Annotated in this window: 21 protein-coding genes; 7 read left to right on the forward strand and 14 right to left on the reverse strand. The window is 33.4% G+C overall.

The window, feature by feature from the left end; translation table 11 throughout:
• Positions 1-35: 35 nt before the first annotated feature.
• Genes yhbY through AC3EMB_RS21280 form a run of 4 tightly spaced genes read right to left on the reverse strand, consistent with a single transcriptional unit; the run spans position 36 to position 2,806 of the window.
• Positions 36-329 (reverse strand): ribosome assembly RNA-binding protein YhbY, encoded by a 294-nt coding sequence (yhbY, locus tag AC3EMB_RS21265; RefSeq protein ID WP_000955227.1) that lies wholly within the window; start codon positions 327-329, stop codon positions 36-38.
• 5 nt (positions 330-334) lie between these two features.
• Positions 335-1,168 (reverse strand): shikimate dehydrogenase, encoded by an 834-nt coding sequence (aroE, locus tag AC3EMB_RS21270; protein WP_000812072.1) that lies wholly within the window; start codon positions 1,166-1,168, stop codon positions 335-337.
• A gap of 15 nt (positions 1,169-1,183) precedes the next feature.
• Positions 1,184-2,290, reverse strand: coding sequence for a ribosome biogenesis GTPase YqeH (yqeH, locus tag AC3EMB_RS21275; protein ID WP_000140807.1), 1,107 nt, complete (start codon positions 2,288-2,290; stop codon positions 1,184-1,186).
• A gap of 3 nt (positions 2,291-2,293) precedes the next feature.
• Positions 2,294-2,806 carry a YqeG family HAD IIIA-type phosphatase gene (locus AC3EMB_RS21280; RefSeq protein ID WP_000765307.1) on the reverse strand — a complete coding sequence of 171 codons (513 nt, stop codon included), beginning with the start codon at positions 2,804-2,806 and terminating at the stop codon, positions 2,294-2,296.
• Positions 2,807-3,052: 246 nt separating this feature from the next.
• On the opposite strand from AC3EMB_RS21280, the gene sda reads away from it, so the two are divergent.
• Complete coding sequence (gene sda / locus AC3EMB_RS21285) at positions 3,053-3,208, forward strand: sporulation histidine kinase inhibitor Sda (protein WP_000850094.1); 156 nt, start codon at positions 3,053-3,055, stop codon at positions 3,206-3,208.
• Between the two features lie 185 nt (positions 3,209-3,393).
• Here the strand turns inward: sda and AC3EMB_RS21290 are convergent, their stop codons facing one another.
• Both AC3EMB_RS21290 and sigK read right to left on the reverse strand, forming a co-directional pair.
• On the reverse strand, positions 3,394-4,182 hold the full coding sequence (locus AC3EMB_RS21290; protein ID WP_095690199.1) for a phosphatidylserine decarboxylase: 789 nt from the start codon (positions 4,180-4,182) through the stop codon (positions 3,394-3,396).
• A gap of 290 nt (positions 4,183-4,472) precedes the next feature.
• The gene (gene sigK, locus AC3EMB_RS21295) at positions 4,473-5,186 is read right to left on the reverse strand and encodes an RNA polymerase sporulation sigma factor SigK (RefSeq protein ID WP_000051382.1); all 714 of its coding nucleotides are present in this window, start codon (positions 5,184-5,186) and stop codon (positions 4,473-4,475) included.
• Between the two features lie 152 nt (positions 5,187-5,338).
• On the opposite strand from sigK, the gene AC3EMB_RS21300 reads away from it, so the two are divergent.
• A complete protein-coding gene (locus AC3EMB_RS21300; RefSeq protein WP_095690198.1) occupies positions 5,339-6,259 on the forward strand; it encodes a hypothetical protein in 921 nt (306 codons plus the stop codon).
• 43 nt (positions 6,260-6,302) lie between these two features.
• Here the strand turns inward: AC3EMB_RS21300 and AC3EMB_RS21305 are convergent, their stop codons facing one another.
• The 3 genes from AC3EMB_RS21305 to AC3EMB_RS21315 all read right to left on the reverse strand — a co-directional run bounded on the left by AC3EMB_RS21305 (position 6,303) and on the right by AC3EMB_RS21315 (position 8,804).
• Positions 6,303-7,796, reverse strand: coding sequence for a YcdB/YcdC domain-containing protein (locus AC3EMB_RS21305; RefSeq protein ID WP_095690197.1), 1,494 nt, complete (start codon positions 7,794-7,796; stop codon positions 6,303-6,305).
• A gap of 88 nt (positions 7,797-7,884) precedes the next feature.
• Positions 7,885-8,034 (reverse strand): 50S ribosomal protein L33, encoded by a 150-nt coding sequence (gene rpmG, locus AC3EMB_RS21310; RefSeq protein ID WP_001265617.1) that lies wholly within the window; start codon positions 8,032-8,034, stop codon positions 7,885-7,887.
• Positions 8,035-8,180: 146 nt separating this feature from the next.
• Positions 8,181-8,804 (reverse strand): nitroreductase family protein, encoded by a 624-nt coding sequence (locus tag AC3EMB_RS21315; protein ID WP_001008498.1) that lies wholly within the window; start codon positions 8,802-8,804, stop codon positions 8,181-8,183.
• 353 nt (positions 8,805-9,157) lie between these two features.
• Here AC3EMB_RS21315 and AC3EMB_RS21320 point away from each other — a divergent pair, with 353 nt between their 5' ends.
• A complete protein-coding gene (locus AC3EMB_RS21320) occupies positions 9,158-9,808 on the forward strand; it encodes a GTP pyrophosphokinase (protein ID WP_000456213.1) in 651 nt (216 codons plus the stop codon).
• A gap of 80 nt (positions 9,809-9,888) precedes the next feature.
• On the opposite strand, the gene AC3EMB_RS21325 is transcribed toward AC3EMB_RS21320, so the two are convergent.
• Complete coding sequence (locus tag AC3EMB_RS21325; RefSeq protein ID WP_071729627.1) at positions 9,889-10,356, reverse strand: hypothetical protein; 468 nt, start codon at positions 10,354-10,356, stop codon at positions 9,889-9,891.
• 54 nt (positions 10,357-10,410) lie between these two features.
• Positions 10,411-11,796: an alkaline phosphatase gene (locus AC3EMB_RS21330; protein WP_000714908.1), complete on the reverse strand. Its 1,386-nt coding sequence runs from the start codon at positions 11,794-11,796 to the stop codon at positions 10,411-10,413.
• A 261-nt stretch (positions 11,797-12,057) separates the two neighbouring features.
• Here AC3EMB_RS21330 and AC3EMB_RS21335 point away from each other — a divergent pair, with 261 nt between their 5' ends.
• Together AC3EMB_RS21335 and AC3EMB_RS21340 are read left to right on the forward strand one after the other, a co-directional pair.
• Positions 12,058-12,891, forward strand: a complete 834-nt coding sequence (locus AC3EMB_RS21335) for a GNAT family N-acetyltransferase (protein ID WP_095690196.1) — start codon at positions 12,058-12,060, stop codon at positions 12,889-12,891.
• Positions 12,892-12,906: 15 nt separating this feature from the next.
• The gene (locus tag AC3EMB_RS21340) at positions 12,907-13,791 is read left to right on the forward strand and encodes an alpha/beta fold hydrolase (protein WP_000819813.1); all 885 of its coding nucleotides are present in this window, start codon (positions 12,907-12,909) and stop codon (positions 13,789-13,791) included.
• A gap of 41 nt (positions 13,792-13,832) precedes the next feature.
• Here the strand turns inward: AC3EMB_RS21340 and AC3EMB_RS21345 are convergent, their stop codons facing one another.
• The 3 genes from AC3EMB_RS21345 to AC3EMB_RS21355 form a co-directional block, all read right to left on the reverse strand.
• Positions 13,833-14,333 carry a DoxX family protein gene (locus AC3EMB_RS21345; protein ID WP_000236608.1) on the reverse strand — a complete coding sequence of 167 codons (501 nt, stop codon included), beginning with the start codon at positions 14,331-14,333 and terminating at the stop codon, positions 13,833-13,835.
• Positions 14,334-14,597: 264 nt separating this feature from the next.
• The gene (locus AC3EMB_RS21350; protein ID WP_095690195.1) at positions 14,598-15,134 is read right to left on the reverse strand and encodes a delta-aminolevulinic acid dehydratase; all 537 of its coding nucleotides are present in this window, start codon (positions 15,132-15,134) and stop codon (positions 14,598-14,600) included.
• Between the two features lie 18 nt (positions 15,135-15,152).
• Entirely contained in the window at positions 15,153-15,755 is a 603-nt protein-coding gene (locus AC3EMB_RS21355; protein ID WP_095690194.1) for a histidine phosphatase family protein, read from the reverse strand.
• 168 nt (positions 15,756-15,923) lie between these two features.
• Here AC3EMB_RS21355 and AC3EMB_RS21360 point away from each other — a divergent pair, with 168 nt between their 5' ends.
• Positions 15,924-16,259, forward strand: coding sequence for a phosphoglycerate mutase (locus AC3EMB_RS21360; RefSeq protein ID WP_095690193.1), 336 nt, complete (start codon positions 15,924-15,926; stop codon positions 16,257-16,259).
• Between the two features lie 69 nt (positions 16,260-16,328).
• Positions 16,329-16,451 (forward strand): DUF4023 domain-containing protein, encoded by a 123-nt coding sequence (locus tag AC3EMB_RS21365; protein WP_016512308.1) that lies wholly within the window; start codon positions 16,329-16,331, stop codon positions 16,449-16,451.
• The last annotated feature ends 15 nt before the right edge of the window (positions 16,452-16,466 follow it).

A 16,466-nucleotide genomic window follows, 5' to 3' on the forward strand; every position in this document is an offset into this window, starting at 1 on the left:
GCATCAGCGATAAAAAATAGCGCATGCTAATCTTTTTATCGAGGAAGCTTAATTTGTTTATTTTCTCTTGATTCTTTGTATAAAACGATTGTACTTCCAATTACTTGAACGATTTCAGCACGTGCACCTTTTGCAAGTTCTTCCGCAACCTCACGGCGATCAAATTCACAGTTTTGTAATACACTCACTTTAAATAGCTCACGAACTTCTAACGCTTCTCCAATTTGTTTTACCATATTTTCATTTACTCCGCCTTTTCCTACTTGAAAAATTGGTGTTAAATGATGTGCTTGTGCACGTAAAAATCTTTTTTGTTTTCCTGTTAACATATATGTTAGCCTCCAAGCTTTTCTATAACTAATTGTTTCATTCGATCAATATTTGGTACACGTCCTGTCCACATTTCAAATGCAAGTGCTCCTTGATAAACAAACATATCAATACCATTTTGAATGATTGCACCCTGCTCTTTTGCCTCACATAAAATTTTCGTTTCAAATGGATTATAAATTATATCTGATACAATCGTTCCTTTTTTTAACGAACACATTTGTAATGGCGTATGTTCGACGTGTGGATGCATACCTATCGTTGTCGTCTGAATGATAATATCATAATTTCCTTGTTCTTCTGTCGCTTTTTCTAACGACAAAGCAACAGAATTAACATCGGCCGTACGTGCAGCAATAAGTTCTTTCGCCTTATCTACTGTACGATTGGCTACATCAATCTCTTTTACACCTACATCAGCAAGAGAAAAATAAATAGCTCGGCTAGCACCACCTGCACCAAGTAACAAAATACGTTTCCCTTGAAGTGGTTCATTACTAATTGACTGCAGCGCTCGAACAAAACCAATTCCATCTGTGTTGTAGCCAATTAACCTTCCATTCTTATGAACCACTGTATTTACTGCACCGATTTTCCTTGCCAATGGATCAATCTCATCCAAATACTCCATGATAGCAACCTTGTGCGGAGTTGTTACATTAAATCCTGAAATACCTAATGCTTTTAAACCTCTTACTGCTTCCCCTAGCGCTTCCTCTTCAACAAGGAATGCATGATAATGGGCATCCATATTCAAGTGTTCAAATGCATCGTTATGCATAACGGGTGATAATGAATGTCCAATTGGATTTCCGATTACACCATATAATTGTTTCATAAATCCCTCTCCATATTAAATTAAAGATTTACGTAGTGAAACACTTACTCCTTTTGGTACGTGTGCAACAATTTTCGCGCCTGGTTCGTTCACAGTAACCCATCCTAATCCAGAGAATACAACATCCGTCTTTGGTTCACGAATATTAAATTCGTATTTCACTAACTCAGGCATATTTGCTAATTCTTCTGGTGTTGGCGGGCTTAGTAAATCTCCAGCATGATTTTTATATAATTCATCTGCTTTCTCAAGCTTTGTACGATGGATTGTTAAACGATTCGAGAAGTGACAAGTAAACGCACGACGACCACCACTTACATAATCAAAACGTGCCAATCCACTAAAGAATAACGTTTGTTCTTCATTTAATTGGAATACCATCGGCTTAATTTCTTTTGTTGGTGTAATAAGCTTTAAGCTTTGCTTCCCAACATAATGAGCCATTTGGTGGTGGTTAATAATACCTGGCGTATCATATAAAGAAGATTCTTCGTCTAATGGAATATCAATTAAATCCAGTGTTGTTCCTGGGAAATGAGATGTTGTAATTACATTTTCAGTCTCATCACTAAATTCTTTAATCATACGATTAATAAATGTCGATTTCCCTACATTCGTACATCCAACAACATAAACATCTTTGCCGCCGCGATAATACTCAATAGCATCTGCTAGTTCAGCAATTCCTTGTCCCTTCGCTGCACTAATTAAAAAGACATCTTCTGGTTTTAATCCTAGCTGCTTTGCACTATAGCGCATCCAATGCTTTACTTTATCATGTTTTACTGACTTTGGAATTAAATCAGCTTTATTTCCAACAAGTAATACTTTATTATTTCCTACGAAACGATGTAAGCCAGGTAACCAGCTACCATTAAAATCAAAAATATCTACAATTTTGACTACTAATGCATCTGATTTTCCAATTCCATTTAAAATGCGTAGGAAGTCATCATCTGTTAACGATACATCTTGAATTTCATTGTAATGCTTCAAGCGAAAACAACGTTGACAAATGACTTGTTCTTTCTCTAAAGATGAGGTAGGAGCATACCCCACTTCGTTTTTATTTTCTGTTTGAATTTCTACACCGCAACCAATACATTTAATTGTTTCAGTCAAACTTTATTCCTCCCAGTTAATTAAACCTTTTTTCTTCATATTTTTCATGATTCTTCGTTCAATTTTCCGATTAAAGCGCGTCACTAATCCGTCCGTTTGTGCTACCGGTACAACTAAAATTGTATGAAGCCCTACTCGGTTTCCACCAAGCACATCAGTCAGTAACTGATCTCCAATTACTACAACTTCCTCTGCCTGCAGATGCATCTCTTGTATCGCACGCTTAAACGCTCGAACAAATGGTTTACGTGCACTATGAATAAATGGAATACCTAATGGGTCAGCAAAATCTTTTACACGTTGCTCATTATTATTTGAAACAACTGTTACTTGGATGCCTTGCTCTTTCATTTTTAAGAACCATTCTTCAAGTTGCGGGGTTGCATTTGGACGATCCCATTCAATTAAAGTGTTATCTAAATCAGTAATAACACCTTTAATCCCACGTTTTTTTAAATCTTCTGGTTGAACATGATATACATTTTTCACGTATTCATTTGGTAAAAATAGCTTCAATTTCTTTCACCTCTTTGAGGATTTTTCATAAAATTTTTCGACAACATTTTTCGATATATAACCTGTGGATAAAATTGTACACATTTTCCACATTAATCTTTCAGTTAATTTGGAATTTACTAACAAACTATACACACTTTATCCACCTAGGTATGTGGATAACCACTCGTTTGTGACTGTCATACTTTTTTGGTACATTAAATGCATCAACGAATCAATCCTTATATTATTAGGAGGTGACTCACCTTGAAAACAAAACATATGGAACAGTTATCCACTGAGTTACTCACTGAGTCTTATTATAAAGCAAAAGAACTAAAATTAAATCCCGACTTCATTTTACTTATAAAACAAGAAATCATTAGACGCTCATTAGAGGACAAGCTTGTCAAATCTTCTTGATTACATATAAAGTGAAAGTTTAATCAGCCCGTACCAATCAAACAGTTACAGGATACATTATTGAATGCCCTGTAAAAAGAGCCATCCTACGATGGCTCTCGAATAAACAAGTACTCCCATCTAGGGGATTTCATCATTAAGTATCTTTGCCCATAACTCTTACTTACGGTTATAAAAGCTTTTCTTTATTTATGAGCTAATCGAGTAGCTATTTTTTCACCAAGACGCAGCTCTTGTCCACTCTTTAATTCCTGCAATACTTCTATCATATCTTTTTCAAACAATAACACAACTGTTGAACCAAATGTAAAGTATGCCATTTCTTCACCTTTTTGAACAGTGTCTCTCTCATGCAAAAGCTCAATACTATTAACAAACATGGCCCCTACTTTTACAAGAGCCATATGTTCGCCATCACTGCTTACTTCTGTAACAGAACGATAATTTTTTGACAGCGGTTCTTTCCCGTATTCCATACCAGCTGCATTTACCGGATACGATTTTCTACCGAGTACAAATCTTTCAGTCACAGAACCAGAAAGCGGACTATGAATGCGATGATAGTGACTTGGACTCAAATAAATTACCATATATGTACCGCCTGCATATCGCGTTGCACGTTCTTCATTACCTAGCATATCCACAATTGAATAGCGCTTTCCTTTAATATCAAATGTTTTTGTATCCTCAATAGGACCATGATCTGCAAAAACACCATCAACAGGACTAACGATACTCGATGCATCTGTATCAATACTACGCTTTCCTTCTTTTAGCTTACGCGTAAATAATTCATGCAATGTTCTATATTCCTTCAAACCCTTTTCCATCTCATCTTGATTAATTTGAAAAACTTTCGCATACGATGGAATAATGATAGAGCTCAAACGAGATTGTGCAAATTTACGTAATATATAAGAAGTAAAGCGACCATTTGTAAGTTCTATCATAAGTCGATATAATGTACGTCGCAAATTGCGAAACCCCCTAATCAGTCTATAACTTTAGTTTTCCCTTATTTTCTTTCTATATCATACGTAAAATTGGTTCTTATTCCCACATATCATATAAAGCAGCCTTATTATACATACAGAAAACTAAGTATGGTATTATTCTTAAATTATTTAGCACCTTCTAATATTACAGATAGAATCCATCATTTTCAACAGTGAACATGTATTTCTTCTTAGCATAACGCGTTTTCTTTTCTTATTTACAATAAGAAAAGCAGCCCATTTTAAAATATGGCTGCTTCTAATACACTTTACTCTTTCGCTTTTTTCTCTTTCTCTGCCCTTACAAACTCGTGGAACATTTTCATTAAAGCACGCTTTTCGATCCGTGATACGTAACTTCTAGAAATGCCAAGCGCCTTAGCTATTTCCCGCTGTGTTTTCTCCTTATCTAGCCCAAGTCCAAAACGTTTCACAATCACTTCTTTTTCTCTTTCGTCTAAAATATCGATATACTCTTTAATTTTTTCTAACTCCATACTAAGCTGAATCATATCAATTACATCTTCAGACTCTGATTTTAATATATCAATAAGCGATATTTCATTGCCCTCTTTATCTTGCCCGATCGGATCATGAAGTGAAACATCTTTTTTCGTTTTCTTTAGTACACGTAAATGCATCAAAATTTCATTTTCAATACAGCGTGCTGCATACGTCGCAAGCTTCGTTCCCTTTCCTGCAGAATAGCTCTCGATCGCTTTAATGAGTCCGATTGTACCAATTGAAATTAAATCTTCTGCATCTTCTCCTGTGTTCTCAAATTTTTTAACGATATGAGCTACAAGCCGTAAATTATGTTCAATTAAAAGATTTCTCGCTTGAGCATCACCTTGCTCCATTAACTCTAAGTACTTTCTCTCATCATCTGATGATAACGGCTGCGGAAACGCATTATTTTTCACATAAGAAACAAAGACAAACACTTCTCGAACCATATATCCAATTGCGGCGAATAGACTCAAACCTTTCACCTCCGCCAAAATAGTGGTCTTTATTATGTGTATGTGGGCTTGAGGTTGTTTGTGTCTGTACAGTTTATTTATAAAACTCAACACTTCCAACATTTAAAATATTTTATTGTTATATTATAATTATATAAAATTGTTATTTATATATGAATATGCTATTAAAGGGGAAACTATTCATGCTTACATTAGATCGATTATTAAATGTAACAATTTATTTAGGGGTATTTTTACTTTTCATTTCGTTCATTACTTTTGTTATTAAGAGAGGGCCTGATTTATTATTTTTTCAATTTGGAATTTCTTTGTTTTTTGGAGCTCAAATTATAATTGGAATGAAATTTTTTCATAATTATGGTTTCTCCTTTCACTCAAAACTAGAACTACTTATCTTTATTTTCTATGTAATTGGATTTATTACATGTATACTACTGTTCTTTAACTTTCAAAATCCGTATCGAATTTTTTTATTAATTTGTAGTTTTTTATTTTTAACTGGATCCAATTATTACTTTAAAGGAACATTAAATTTTAGTAAAAAAACTCCAAAGCAACATAAAACTTTTTTAAGTACACAAGAAGACTCTTTTCCAAAAGAAGTCCGTAAATTTTCAGAGGATTACAATAACATAATAAGGAATGATTTTTATGAAATACCGATGATTCCTACTGAATTACAGATTACAAGCAAAAAACATTCTTCCCATAGTACATCTTTCTTAGTTGAACTTTATAATAGCGAGAATGAAATTACTGATGACTCTGTACAATTAACTCCATCAGACCGTTTTTATATACTGTTAAATACACAAAAAACAAAAATATCAAAAATAGTATATGAAGGGCAAAATTTTTTCACATTAACAGTCACACTAAAGGCTCTTAATTTACAGCAAGAACCAGAAATTCATAATATGTTTTTAGAAATAGATAAACGTAGAGCGATGAATCTTCTTAATTTTGAAATTAAAGCCCATACTAAAGAATGGAAAGTAACATTTAAAAGTGATAATTCTTCTTCCAATCTTCCTATCACATTTAATTTTGAAAAACGAACAGACAAATTATAAAAATAAAAAGAGTTATTTTCTTTGAAAAATAACTCTTTTTATTTTACTTACTCCAAATCTTTCTCCCAGTTTGGGCATCAATATAACGAATTTCCCGACTACAATCAAAAGGTTCTTTATGTTTTTCATCTGTCGTTTGTTTGTACAGTAGTTTGTATTTCGTTTCCTCTGCATCATGATCCACAAACCATTCTAATTTAACTCGGATAGCCTCTCTGTATATTTCTAACGCTTTTTCTTTTGTTACTTTTGGTGTTGTTTCATATGTAAGTAATTCTTTTATAAAGTTGCCAGACTCTCCAGAGTAGTGCATCACAGCACCATTTTCTGCATTGATGTTGATCATAATATATTTCCGCTCTACATGAATGTCATTTACATAGATTGAAAAGGAAAACCTCTCTATCCCCTCTTCCTCCTCATAATTATCCCAAAGTTGAACATACTTTGTCGCATCTGGGATAATATGCTCTAAAAATTGAAGTGCCTTGCTTAAACATTGCTCTCTTGATAAGATTGTTTTCCTTTTTTTCTCATCCTTCCACATAAAAAAAGAAAGCAATTGATTTGTTTCTTTATCTAGAGTAATTACAACGAATTCATCATGTTTCAACATCGGAAAATGTTTTTTATAAAACTCATCCATTGAATATGAATCCTTCTCTTCTATTTCTTTTTGTAATTCTTCTTTTAATACAAATTTTATCCGGACTTCATCCTCATCTACTTTTTCATCTATTTTGACAAACTTCCCCTTGTCCCAATCAAATAAATCAAACACATCTTTTTTTTGACTACTCTTTAGCGGTTTATCAACAAGTACTGTAGAAGGTAATTTATAGTGTTCTAGCCCATATAAATCTTTACCTGTACTTGCATCAATAAACGCATGACTAGGCTCTGGTTCATATACAAGATGGTACCCTTTTACTTCTTCCCCGTTTTCATACTCACATGAAGAGTATGTTAAATCTACAAATACAAGTCTCATATCTTGTCTAGCTTTCAAATTTTCTAAAACGATATTCTCCCCAACAATTTCACTTGGCCATAACGGTTTTTTCTCTATGGCTTTTTGTCCATTGTAATGAAAATGCACAACATTACCTGAAGGGTGCACTTGCACAACACACCCAGTATTCGGCAATGGATAGCTATTCACTTCTTGCATATAATTTACTTCTTTCCAACCGCGCCTGTCGTCCTTAACCGTTACATATGTATAGAATTCATATTCTTCTTTTGTATATTTTTTTAAGAATGTATTTGCAACCTCTCTTGCTTTATTCTCCTCTATCGCTCCCTTATCACTCGAAAAAGAATTTCCATCATCTATCCTAAATTCAATTAAATTACCAGTATGTCTATTTAATTGAATTTGTATCTGTTTCTCCTCATCATCTTTATGTCCCCACCATAATAGATGATACGGGTCATCAACCCCTTCTTGATCATCTACAACAAGCCTATATTCATCTGGAATTTCAATAATATGAGCTACGTGCTCTTTTCTTTCTTTATCTTTTTGATTCACCATACCCTCTCCTTCGTTACAATTTAAGGTAATTATAGCAAAGAAAACCAAAAATTATTAACAAAAAAAGACTAGAGATATCTCTAGTCTTCTACTTCGTCTCACGATGTAACGTTACTCGCTTTAATCGTGGACAATATTTTTTTAGTTCGATGCGTTCTGGATTGTTTCGTTTATTTTTTTTAGAAATATAATTACGATCACCGCACTCCGTACAAGCTAATGTAATATTTACACGCATAGGTAATTCTCCTTTCTTTCAAAGATCGCAAACTAAAACGTAATGATTACGATTTATATATTATAAAACTTCATTCTATTTGTCAATTGCAAAAACAAGAAGATTCTATTTAGAATCCCCTTGTTTTTATAGTTAAATAAATTTTATTAAAACGATTCGTATGTAACAAACTCACTAATTGGCTTTCGATATCCTCTTGGACGAACTTTAGTCGTATCACTTTTCCCTATCGTAATCATTAAAACAGGTATTACATGCTCTGGCATATTTAATTCACTTTGTACTGCTTTTTCATCGAAACCAATCATTGGACATGTATCATATCCATAATATTTAGCTGCGTACATAAAAGTCATCGCACTTAACGAAGCATTTCTAATCGCTTCATCCTCCATGAAACGCTCTCCTTTTCCTTCATATAAACCTTTCGTTTGCCTAATGGTATCTTCATATTCGCATTCATCAATCATTTTTAAAACTTTCATACCGAAGTAAATATTTTCAACATTTTGGTATGCTCTTTTATCACCACAAACGAGCACTACCGCTGATGCACTCGATACTTTATATTGACCGAACGCTAATTCTTTTAATCTTTCTTTTCGCTCTTGATCACGAATTACAACATAATGTGTGTGCTGCAAATTATAGCAAGATGGAGAAAGCTTAGTTAACTCAAATATTTTTTTAAAATCCTCATCAGGGATTTCTATACCTTGTATAAATTTCATTGCAGAACGTCTAGCAATTGCTAATTCTTCAAAGTTCACCGTATATCCTCCTTAATAACTATAAATTTAAATATACATTAATTTATACAAATGGATAAATCAAATAAAAACACTTTAAATCCGAATAATAATTATGATTAACAGCAAAAAAGACAAAAAGCTGAAACAATTAGTTCATACGAAATTCACACGAATCTATTACTATAGAAATTGTACATAGTGAACTTATTAACAATCACGTTTATTTATATAGAATCTTACTCGAAAGGAGTTGAAAGTATGAAAACTAAATATCGCTTTATGATCTCATCATTTGCCGCTTGTGCTTATATGATTTGGTATTTAGTATAATAACAACCTCACTTGTAAATAGGAAAAGGTGTGTATATAAAATGGAATATAATCAATCAACAGTTAACTACTGGAAAGCTTTTGTATTACCATATACATTTGCTTTAGAAGAGTTAAAAACTAAATTTGAAATTATGAACCGGGAAGCTCAATTTTTAGAGGATTACAACCCGTTTGAACATATAAAAACAAGACTAAAACAACCTGAAAGTATTATTAAAAAGCTGGAACGTAAAAATTTATTACCGACAGTTGAAAATGCTCAAACGCATTTACAAGATATTATTGGTATTCGTATTACATGTTGCTTCGTAGAAGATATTTATCATTTAAAAGAAGTCATTCAAAAGCGTGAAGATATGGAAATCATAGAGGTAAAAGATTATATCGCTAATCCAAAGGGAAACGGTTATAAAAGTTTACACATGATTATTAAATATCCTTTATCACTGAATTCTGGTACAAAAGATGTATTTGCAGAAATTCAGTTACGTACACTGGCAATGGACTTTTGGGCAAGTTTAGAACACAAACTTTATTATAAATATGAAGGGAAAATACCGGAGTATTTAAAAGATGAACTACATGATGCAGCAATGAAAGCTGAAGATCTTGATAATAAAATGGCCACAATTCGTCAAGATATTGATGATATTGAGGCATGCTCAAATCAAATTATGCTACCACTATAAAAAAAAGGTTCTCGCCAATGAGAACCTTTTTTTATACCATTTTTGGAAAGTGCGACTCCCACACTTATTAAAGTTTCACGTTATTTTTTCTCTATCGTGCGAACCTCTTCAATCTTCCATTTCTCATCTTCTTTTCCAAGAGCGTACTGTACTTTCTTTTGAAGAGTGACACTATCGTCTACTTCCTTTTCTTTCGTTTCAACAATAACATACCCTACTTTACTAGCTTTCATATCTATATGTTCCAATTCAATCTTCTTATTTCCCTTTTGAAATGCGGCTTCTTTTTGTGTTTTTAAGTCTTCAGCACTAGGCATCTTCTTTGAAAATAACTCCATATGTTCTGCAAGATTTTTTTCATTCGTCGTTCGCACAAATGTAGTAATAACATCTTGAATAGATTTCTCTTCTTCTTTTGTTATTTGTACCTTTTCCTCAGTTTTTTTAGTAGTAGATTTTTGTTCTACGTTATTCTCTTCTTGTTGACATCCAACTAGTAATACTACAAATACTAGAAGGAATCTTAATTTCCTAAATATTTTTTCCATATTCCCAACTCCTAAAAAGAAAAGTGAGGCATTTCGCCTCACTTTCGCTCTTAATTAACGTCTTCCTTTATTCGGATCGCCACCGCCAACGATATCAAAGACACGTTTCGCTATATTTGTATTCTCTTGAACGCCTGAGAATAAGTATTTACCTGGACCAAATGCATACACGTTCACATCTTCCCCTGTATGTCCACCAGTTGTCCAGCCTGTAACCGAGCGCTTATTGAAAATATCTTCAATTGCATTATCAATCTTTGTTACATCTTTTGACGGAGCTATATCATTTACAGCTTGAATTTCTTCTGGAGTTAATTGTAAATCAATATACTTTTTCAATGTTTCTTCTACATTTGCACCTTTTGCAATCTCATTTGCCATAAAGTCTGGTGTGCGTTTTGCAGCTTTAATTGGATCTACTTTAAAGTTATACTCGCCATTGGCCCCTAAAGATAATCCACCTGTAGCGTGGTCTGCCGTTGCAACAACTAACGTATTTTTATCTTTTTTCGCAAACTCAATCGCTGCTTTGAAAGCTTTTTCGAAGTCTTCCATTTCACTCATTGCACCAACGATATCATTATCATGTCCAGCCCAGTCGATTTGACTTCCTTCCACCATTAAGAAGAAACCATTTTTATTTTTGTTCAAACGCTCAATTGCTGCATTAGTCATTTCTTCTAATGAAGGTGTTTTATCATTACGGTCAATCATTTTATCTAATCCACCTGGTGCAAATAAACCAAGAATTTGATCATTTTTATCATTTAACAATTGATCTCGATCCGTTACATAGCTATAACCAGATTTCTTAAACTCTTCTGTAAGATTACGATCTTTTCTAACAAAGTTCTTTACGCCGCCGCCAAGCATAACATCTACTTTATGCTTCCCTTTAATTTTCTCATCAAAATAATCATTTGCAATTGCGTCCATATTTTTACGGCTAATGTCATGCGCACCGAAAGCAGCTGGTGTTGCATGTGTAATTTCAGAAGTTGCAACAAGTCCCGTTGATTTCCCTTTTTCTTTCGCTTGCTCAAGAACCGTTTTCACTTCCGCTTTATCATTATCAACTGCAATTGCAGCATTATATGTTTTAATCCCTGCTGACATAGCTGTTGCTGCTGATGCAGAGTCTGTAATATTTTCATGCTCATCTTCTGGGTATGTTTTTTGTGTTCCTACAAGATGCTTATCAAATTCTGTAGATTCCATTTCAAAGGTTTTTGGATTATCTTTCATATAACGGTGAGCCGTCATATATGAAGGGCCCATACCATCCCCAATTAATACGATAACATTTTTAATCTTTGCATTGCTTCCGTTCTCATCTGCATTAACCTCACTAGAACGAGTAAAATTCCATGTTGCTACCGAAGTAACTGCTAATGATGCCACAACTGCAAATGGCCATGCTTTTTTCACAAACTTTTTCACTGTCTTGTCCCCCTAATTAGGTTATTCATTTCCCACTATCAAATTTAATGGAAGACTATTAAGAGAAAATTAGCTGTATGTAAATTTTTTGTTAACTTATGTAAATATAAGTTATAATTTGTATAACTTTGTCTCTTCGTATCAGCCATCCTGCCCTTTACAATTTAAATATAAACAGGTTGGATTTCATTTAACGTAAATCTCTTTTTTTACATTTTGACTCTATTTTTATGAAATTAAATAGAAATGCGGTGAGCCTTTATGAAAATAGTAAAGCTAAATGAGTCTTTTATTTTTGAATTACTTAATCTTTGCAAATCTGTTGGATGGTTACACGATGAAATTTTTATGAAAAAGCAATTCGAAATGTATCTTTCTATCGGCACACTTGTAGGTTATATTCATGAAAACAAACTCATTGCGACTGGAGGAGTATTTCCTTTTACAAGTAACTTCACTTCCATTGGTATGTTAATCGTTCACCCTAATTTTCAAGGACGAGGAATAGGGCGCATGTTGCTAAATCATTGCTTGGAACAAATTCATCCAAAACAACCAATTGCACTTATTGCGACAAAAGCTGGCGAACCTCTATACACATCATGTGGATTTCAAACAGCAACAACAATTCATCGTTTTGAAAAGCAAACTACTAAGACGTATCCTTCTCACTTAAAACAAGTACGAGAAGAAGACCTTATATCTCTTACTTCTCTTGATCAAATTGCAACTGGTGTGAATCGTTCTCTACTTTACTCTTTGCTATTACCAAGGGCCATACACGCTTTTAAAATTGAAAGAAATAACCGTATAGAAGCTTTTTCATTATGCATACAAAAGGGCAATATATTATGTATCCATCCACTTATCGCCAAGCAAGAAGAAGATGCTATTCAATTATTAAAAAAGATATGTGAATGTTGGAATGGTATAGTACGAATTGATGTCCCACACTCACAATTTATATTTCGTAAATTTCTTCAAACAGAAAATTTCCAAGAAACGCTCCTTTCACCTCTTATGATAAAAAATGGTAGCCAACTTCCTGGAAATCGTAATATGCTATTTGCTATGATAGATACAGCGTTATGTTAGAAAGGAGACACCTAATTGAAGCGATTTAGCTATTTTATGGTAGGTTGTCTTACTCTTACACTATTAGTAGGATGTAGTGCAGCAGAAAAGCCAGTAGAACAAGTAAAGCAAGTGAAAAATACAATTACAGCTAAACTAGCTACCGAGGAAAAAATGGTAGAAATAGATGGTCAAACCATTTACTTTAAAAAGATTGGTAATGAAAAACCACCTTTACTTATGATTCATGGCTTTGGAGGGTCATCAGATGGTTTTCAAAAGATTTACTCCGATTTAGCAAAAGATCATACAATTATTTCTGTAGATGCTTTAGGATTCGGGCGCTCATCTAAGCCAATGGATTTTTATTATTCTTTTCCAACTCATGCAAATTTGTATTATAAATTAATGAAAAAACTAGGGTATGATTCATTCGCAATACTGGGGCATTCCATGGGGGGAGAAATTTCTCTAAATTTAACATATTTATATCCTGAAGCAGTTACTCACCTTATTTTAACTGATGCTACAGGTGGTCCTCATACATTCGTTACTAAACAAGGCTCACCAAAACCACAATTGCCGACTGATTTAAATGCCGTTTCTTCTATTACTGATTATGATGAGAGCAAAGTGAAATTCAAACGTAACGATGAAGAGCATTATAACAAAATGAAACTATGGCCTAGACGGCTTAAAATTAATGCGAATGAAATGAAACAGCCGACTTTAATTATATGGGGCAGAAATGATAGTAGCGTTTCTTGGAAAGAAGGAGAAACGTATCATCAATTCTTAAAAAATAGCACTTTACATATTATTGAAAAAGGTTATCATGCACCATTTCGCCAAGAACCACAAGAATTTGTCGGGTATGTACAAGACTTCTTTAAGAACAATCCGATCAAAGTTGAAAAATAACATAAACGGGTATCTCATTTTGAGATACCCGTTTTCATATATTAAGCAGCTTGCTTTTGGCGTTTTTGAGTTTTTGATCCTAATACTTTCGGGATAACAAAGCCATCCATTCCAAATTTCCCAGCGTTCATACCGGCAACAAGAACAAACATAGATAAGATAACCATCTCAGGGTTCACACCAATTGACCCACTAAACATATAGGAAAAGTTCATTACAAGACCAAAAAAGACCGCTGTTTTTGTTAAACAGCCTACAATTAAACCAATTCCGACTAAAATTTCTCCCCATGTTACAAGCGTATTAAACAAATCTACATTTGGAATTGCAAATTCTTGTAAGAATGATGCCCACCAAGATTGAACAGCCGGTTGTGCACCTTTAGATTTTTCAATTGCGCCTTGCAAATAACCTGTTGCATCGAATCCTTTTCCTTGTAGTTTACCGATTCCAGCCATTAACCATGTGTAACCAAGATATACTCGAATTACTGCTAATACAAAAGAAACTGCTTTGTTTTCTCTTAAAAATTGAATAACCATATCTTCCTCCTAAAGTTGTAATTAAGTTAGTTACAGTTAATATAATAACATTAGTTACTTATTTTTCAAACGTTAATTATGAATAATTCATGACATGTGTATGAAACATTAAAAACTAACGTTTATATAGTAACTTTTATTACCTGTAAAAACTTGAACATATCATACCACAGGTGATAATCATTTTCATTAAAAAAAATGTAAAAAAATTGTGAGTTAAATGTGAAACACGTTTATTCGAATATAGAATAAACGTGTTTCATACTAATTATAGAATCGAAATGTATGTGTCTCCTCATCAATTAAACTCGCTTCTTGAAACGCTTCTTCTAACGTTTTCCCATGGTTAATAACCCCATAAAATAAGCGTATAGTAAACATAAGTGCTGCATTTCCATCTACATAATCAATCGATCCAATATATGATTTTGCACCACTATGTAAAAAAGATTTTGCAAGTTTTTGCTCCCCTAATGTGCACCCGCTATTTACAATATGTGTATTATGCAATTTTGCATATTTATAAATTTCTGCTTTACTAAAATACCCTCTCGGTTCATCTTGTTCATATACTTCTTCGCCTAACTCTTCCATGACAAACTTCCCTTCTTCACCATGAAAGCAAAAAATAATATAATTAATATCGTTAAATAAGTTCTTTCCAGAAAGAACTTCTACAAAATCTTTCGGTCTACCAATCCAATATGTCACAACTCTTGCACCAAAATACTCAAGAGATGCTCGTATTGATTGCGCCTCTAAATCCGAATTAAAACCAACTACTAATGCAATATTCAACAAACAACCTCCATCCTATAATCAGCCCTTATCAATCAGACTTTTATGGGATAAATCCATTTCATATATACCTGTTTCTTTCAAAAAATCTGATCTAGTTAAAACGACTTTCTGTAAATATTGCCTATATGCTGTAATTGTTCCATCGTGAGATACAATGCAAATTCTTTCCGCACCCAGTTCATAACACCAAAGAAGAAATTCATCTACTATTTGCTGAAAACTATTCTCTGAAATAGTGTTTATACCTTCCTTCCATAACTGATTATTTGAGCTTTTCTCTATCGAAAAATGCGGAAATAACTTTGTTATCATTCCCTGATCTACTATATAATCGCACGGTAATGTTTTCGCTCCTTCTCGATAAGGAAAAATACGCGGAGATACATATGGATGGACTATTTTTTGACAAGCTACTTTCGCACTCCATATTGTCGCCGTTTGTAAAGTTCTAAGTGTAGGACTAACAATTAATATATCCGCTTCTTGTAATGATACATCACGTTGAAGTAATTTAGCTTGAGCCTTTCCTACTCTCGTCAATGGTGGTTCAAACACTTGTAAACTTTCTGGTAAATCCGTTGTATGTTCACCTTCACCATGCCGAACAAAAACGATTTTCATATTCAGTCTCCTCTTACTATAAAATCCTCACACATATTTCTTCCCTATTGCATTCTTTATTCCTGCTGTATAAAAACCGATATGTAAAAAAGGTTTGACACGAAAGTTTGTAAAATATTACAATATTACATGTAAAATACTTTTTACACCGAAAGGAGAATTACATATATGAAATGGATAATTGTCTTTATTGGAATGATTGTATGGGGATATATAAACGGCTTCTTTAGTAGTGATAAAACTGCTAATCCTTGGATTACAGATGATGAACGTGAAACAAAAATTAAACAAAAAGCAATTACGGCAAGCTGGTCCGGTGTTTTTATGTTTTGTACCATTAGCCTCTTAAATAAATGGTTAGGTTTAAGCACAAATGATACACCGTACTTACCAGACCCTATCGCAGCTATTTTAAAGGCAAATGTAGAGTTACAAGTTTTACTCATGCTATTTGTTATGTATGGAATATTTTACTTACATTATCGAAGAAAATTAAGTGCCTAACTTCTAACTCATGATTATCCTCCTAAATGGTTATAGTAATCATGACAAAATGAAAGGAGAGATATAAACATGAGTAACTCGAATGAATTTTTAGATACACTACATGAAAAACAAGCAAAAGATGAACGAAATAGAAAGCGCCAAGGGAACGGAAACCCAGCGAAAAAAAAGCCAAATAAAACACATAAATAACAGTAAAAAACTGCC

This window comes from Bacillus sp. LQ16, assembly GCF_057784645.1.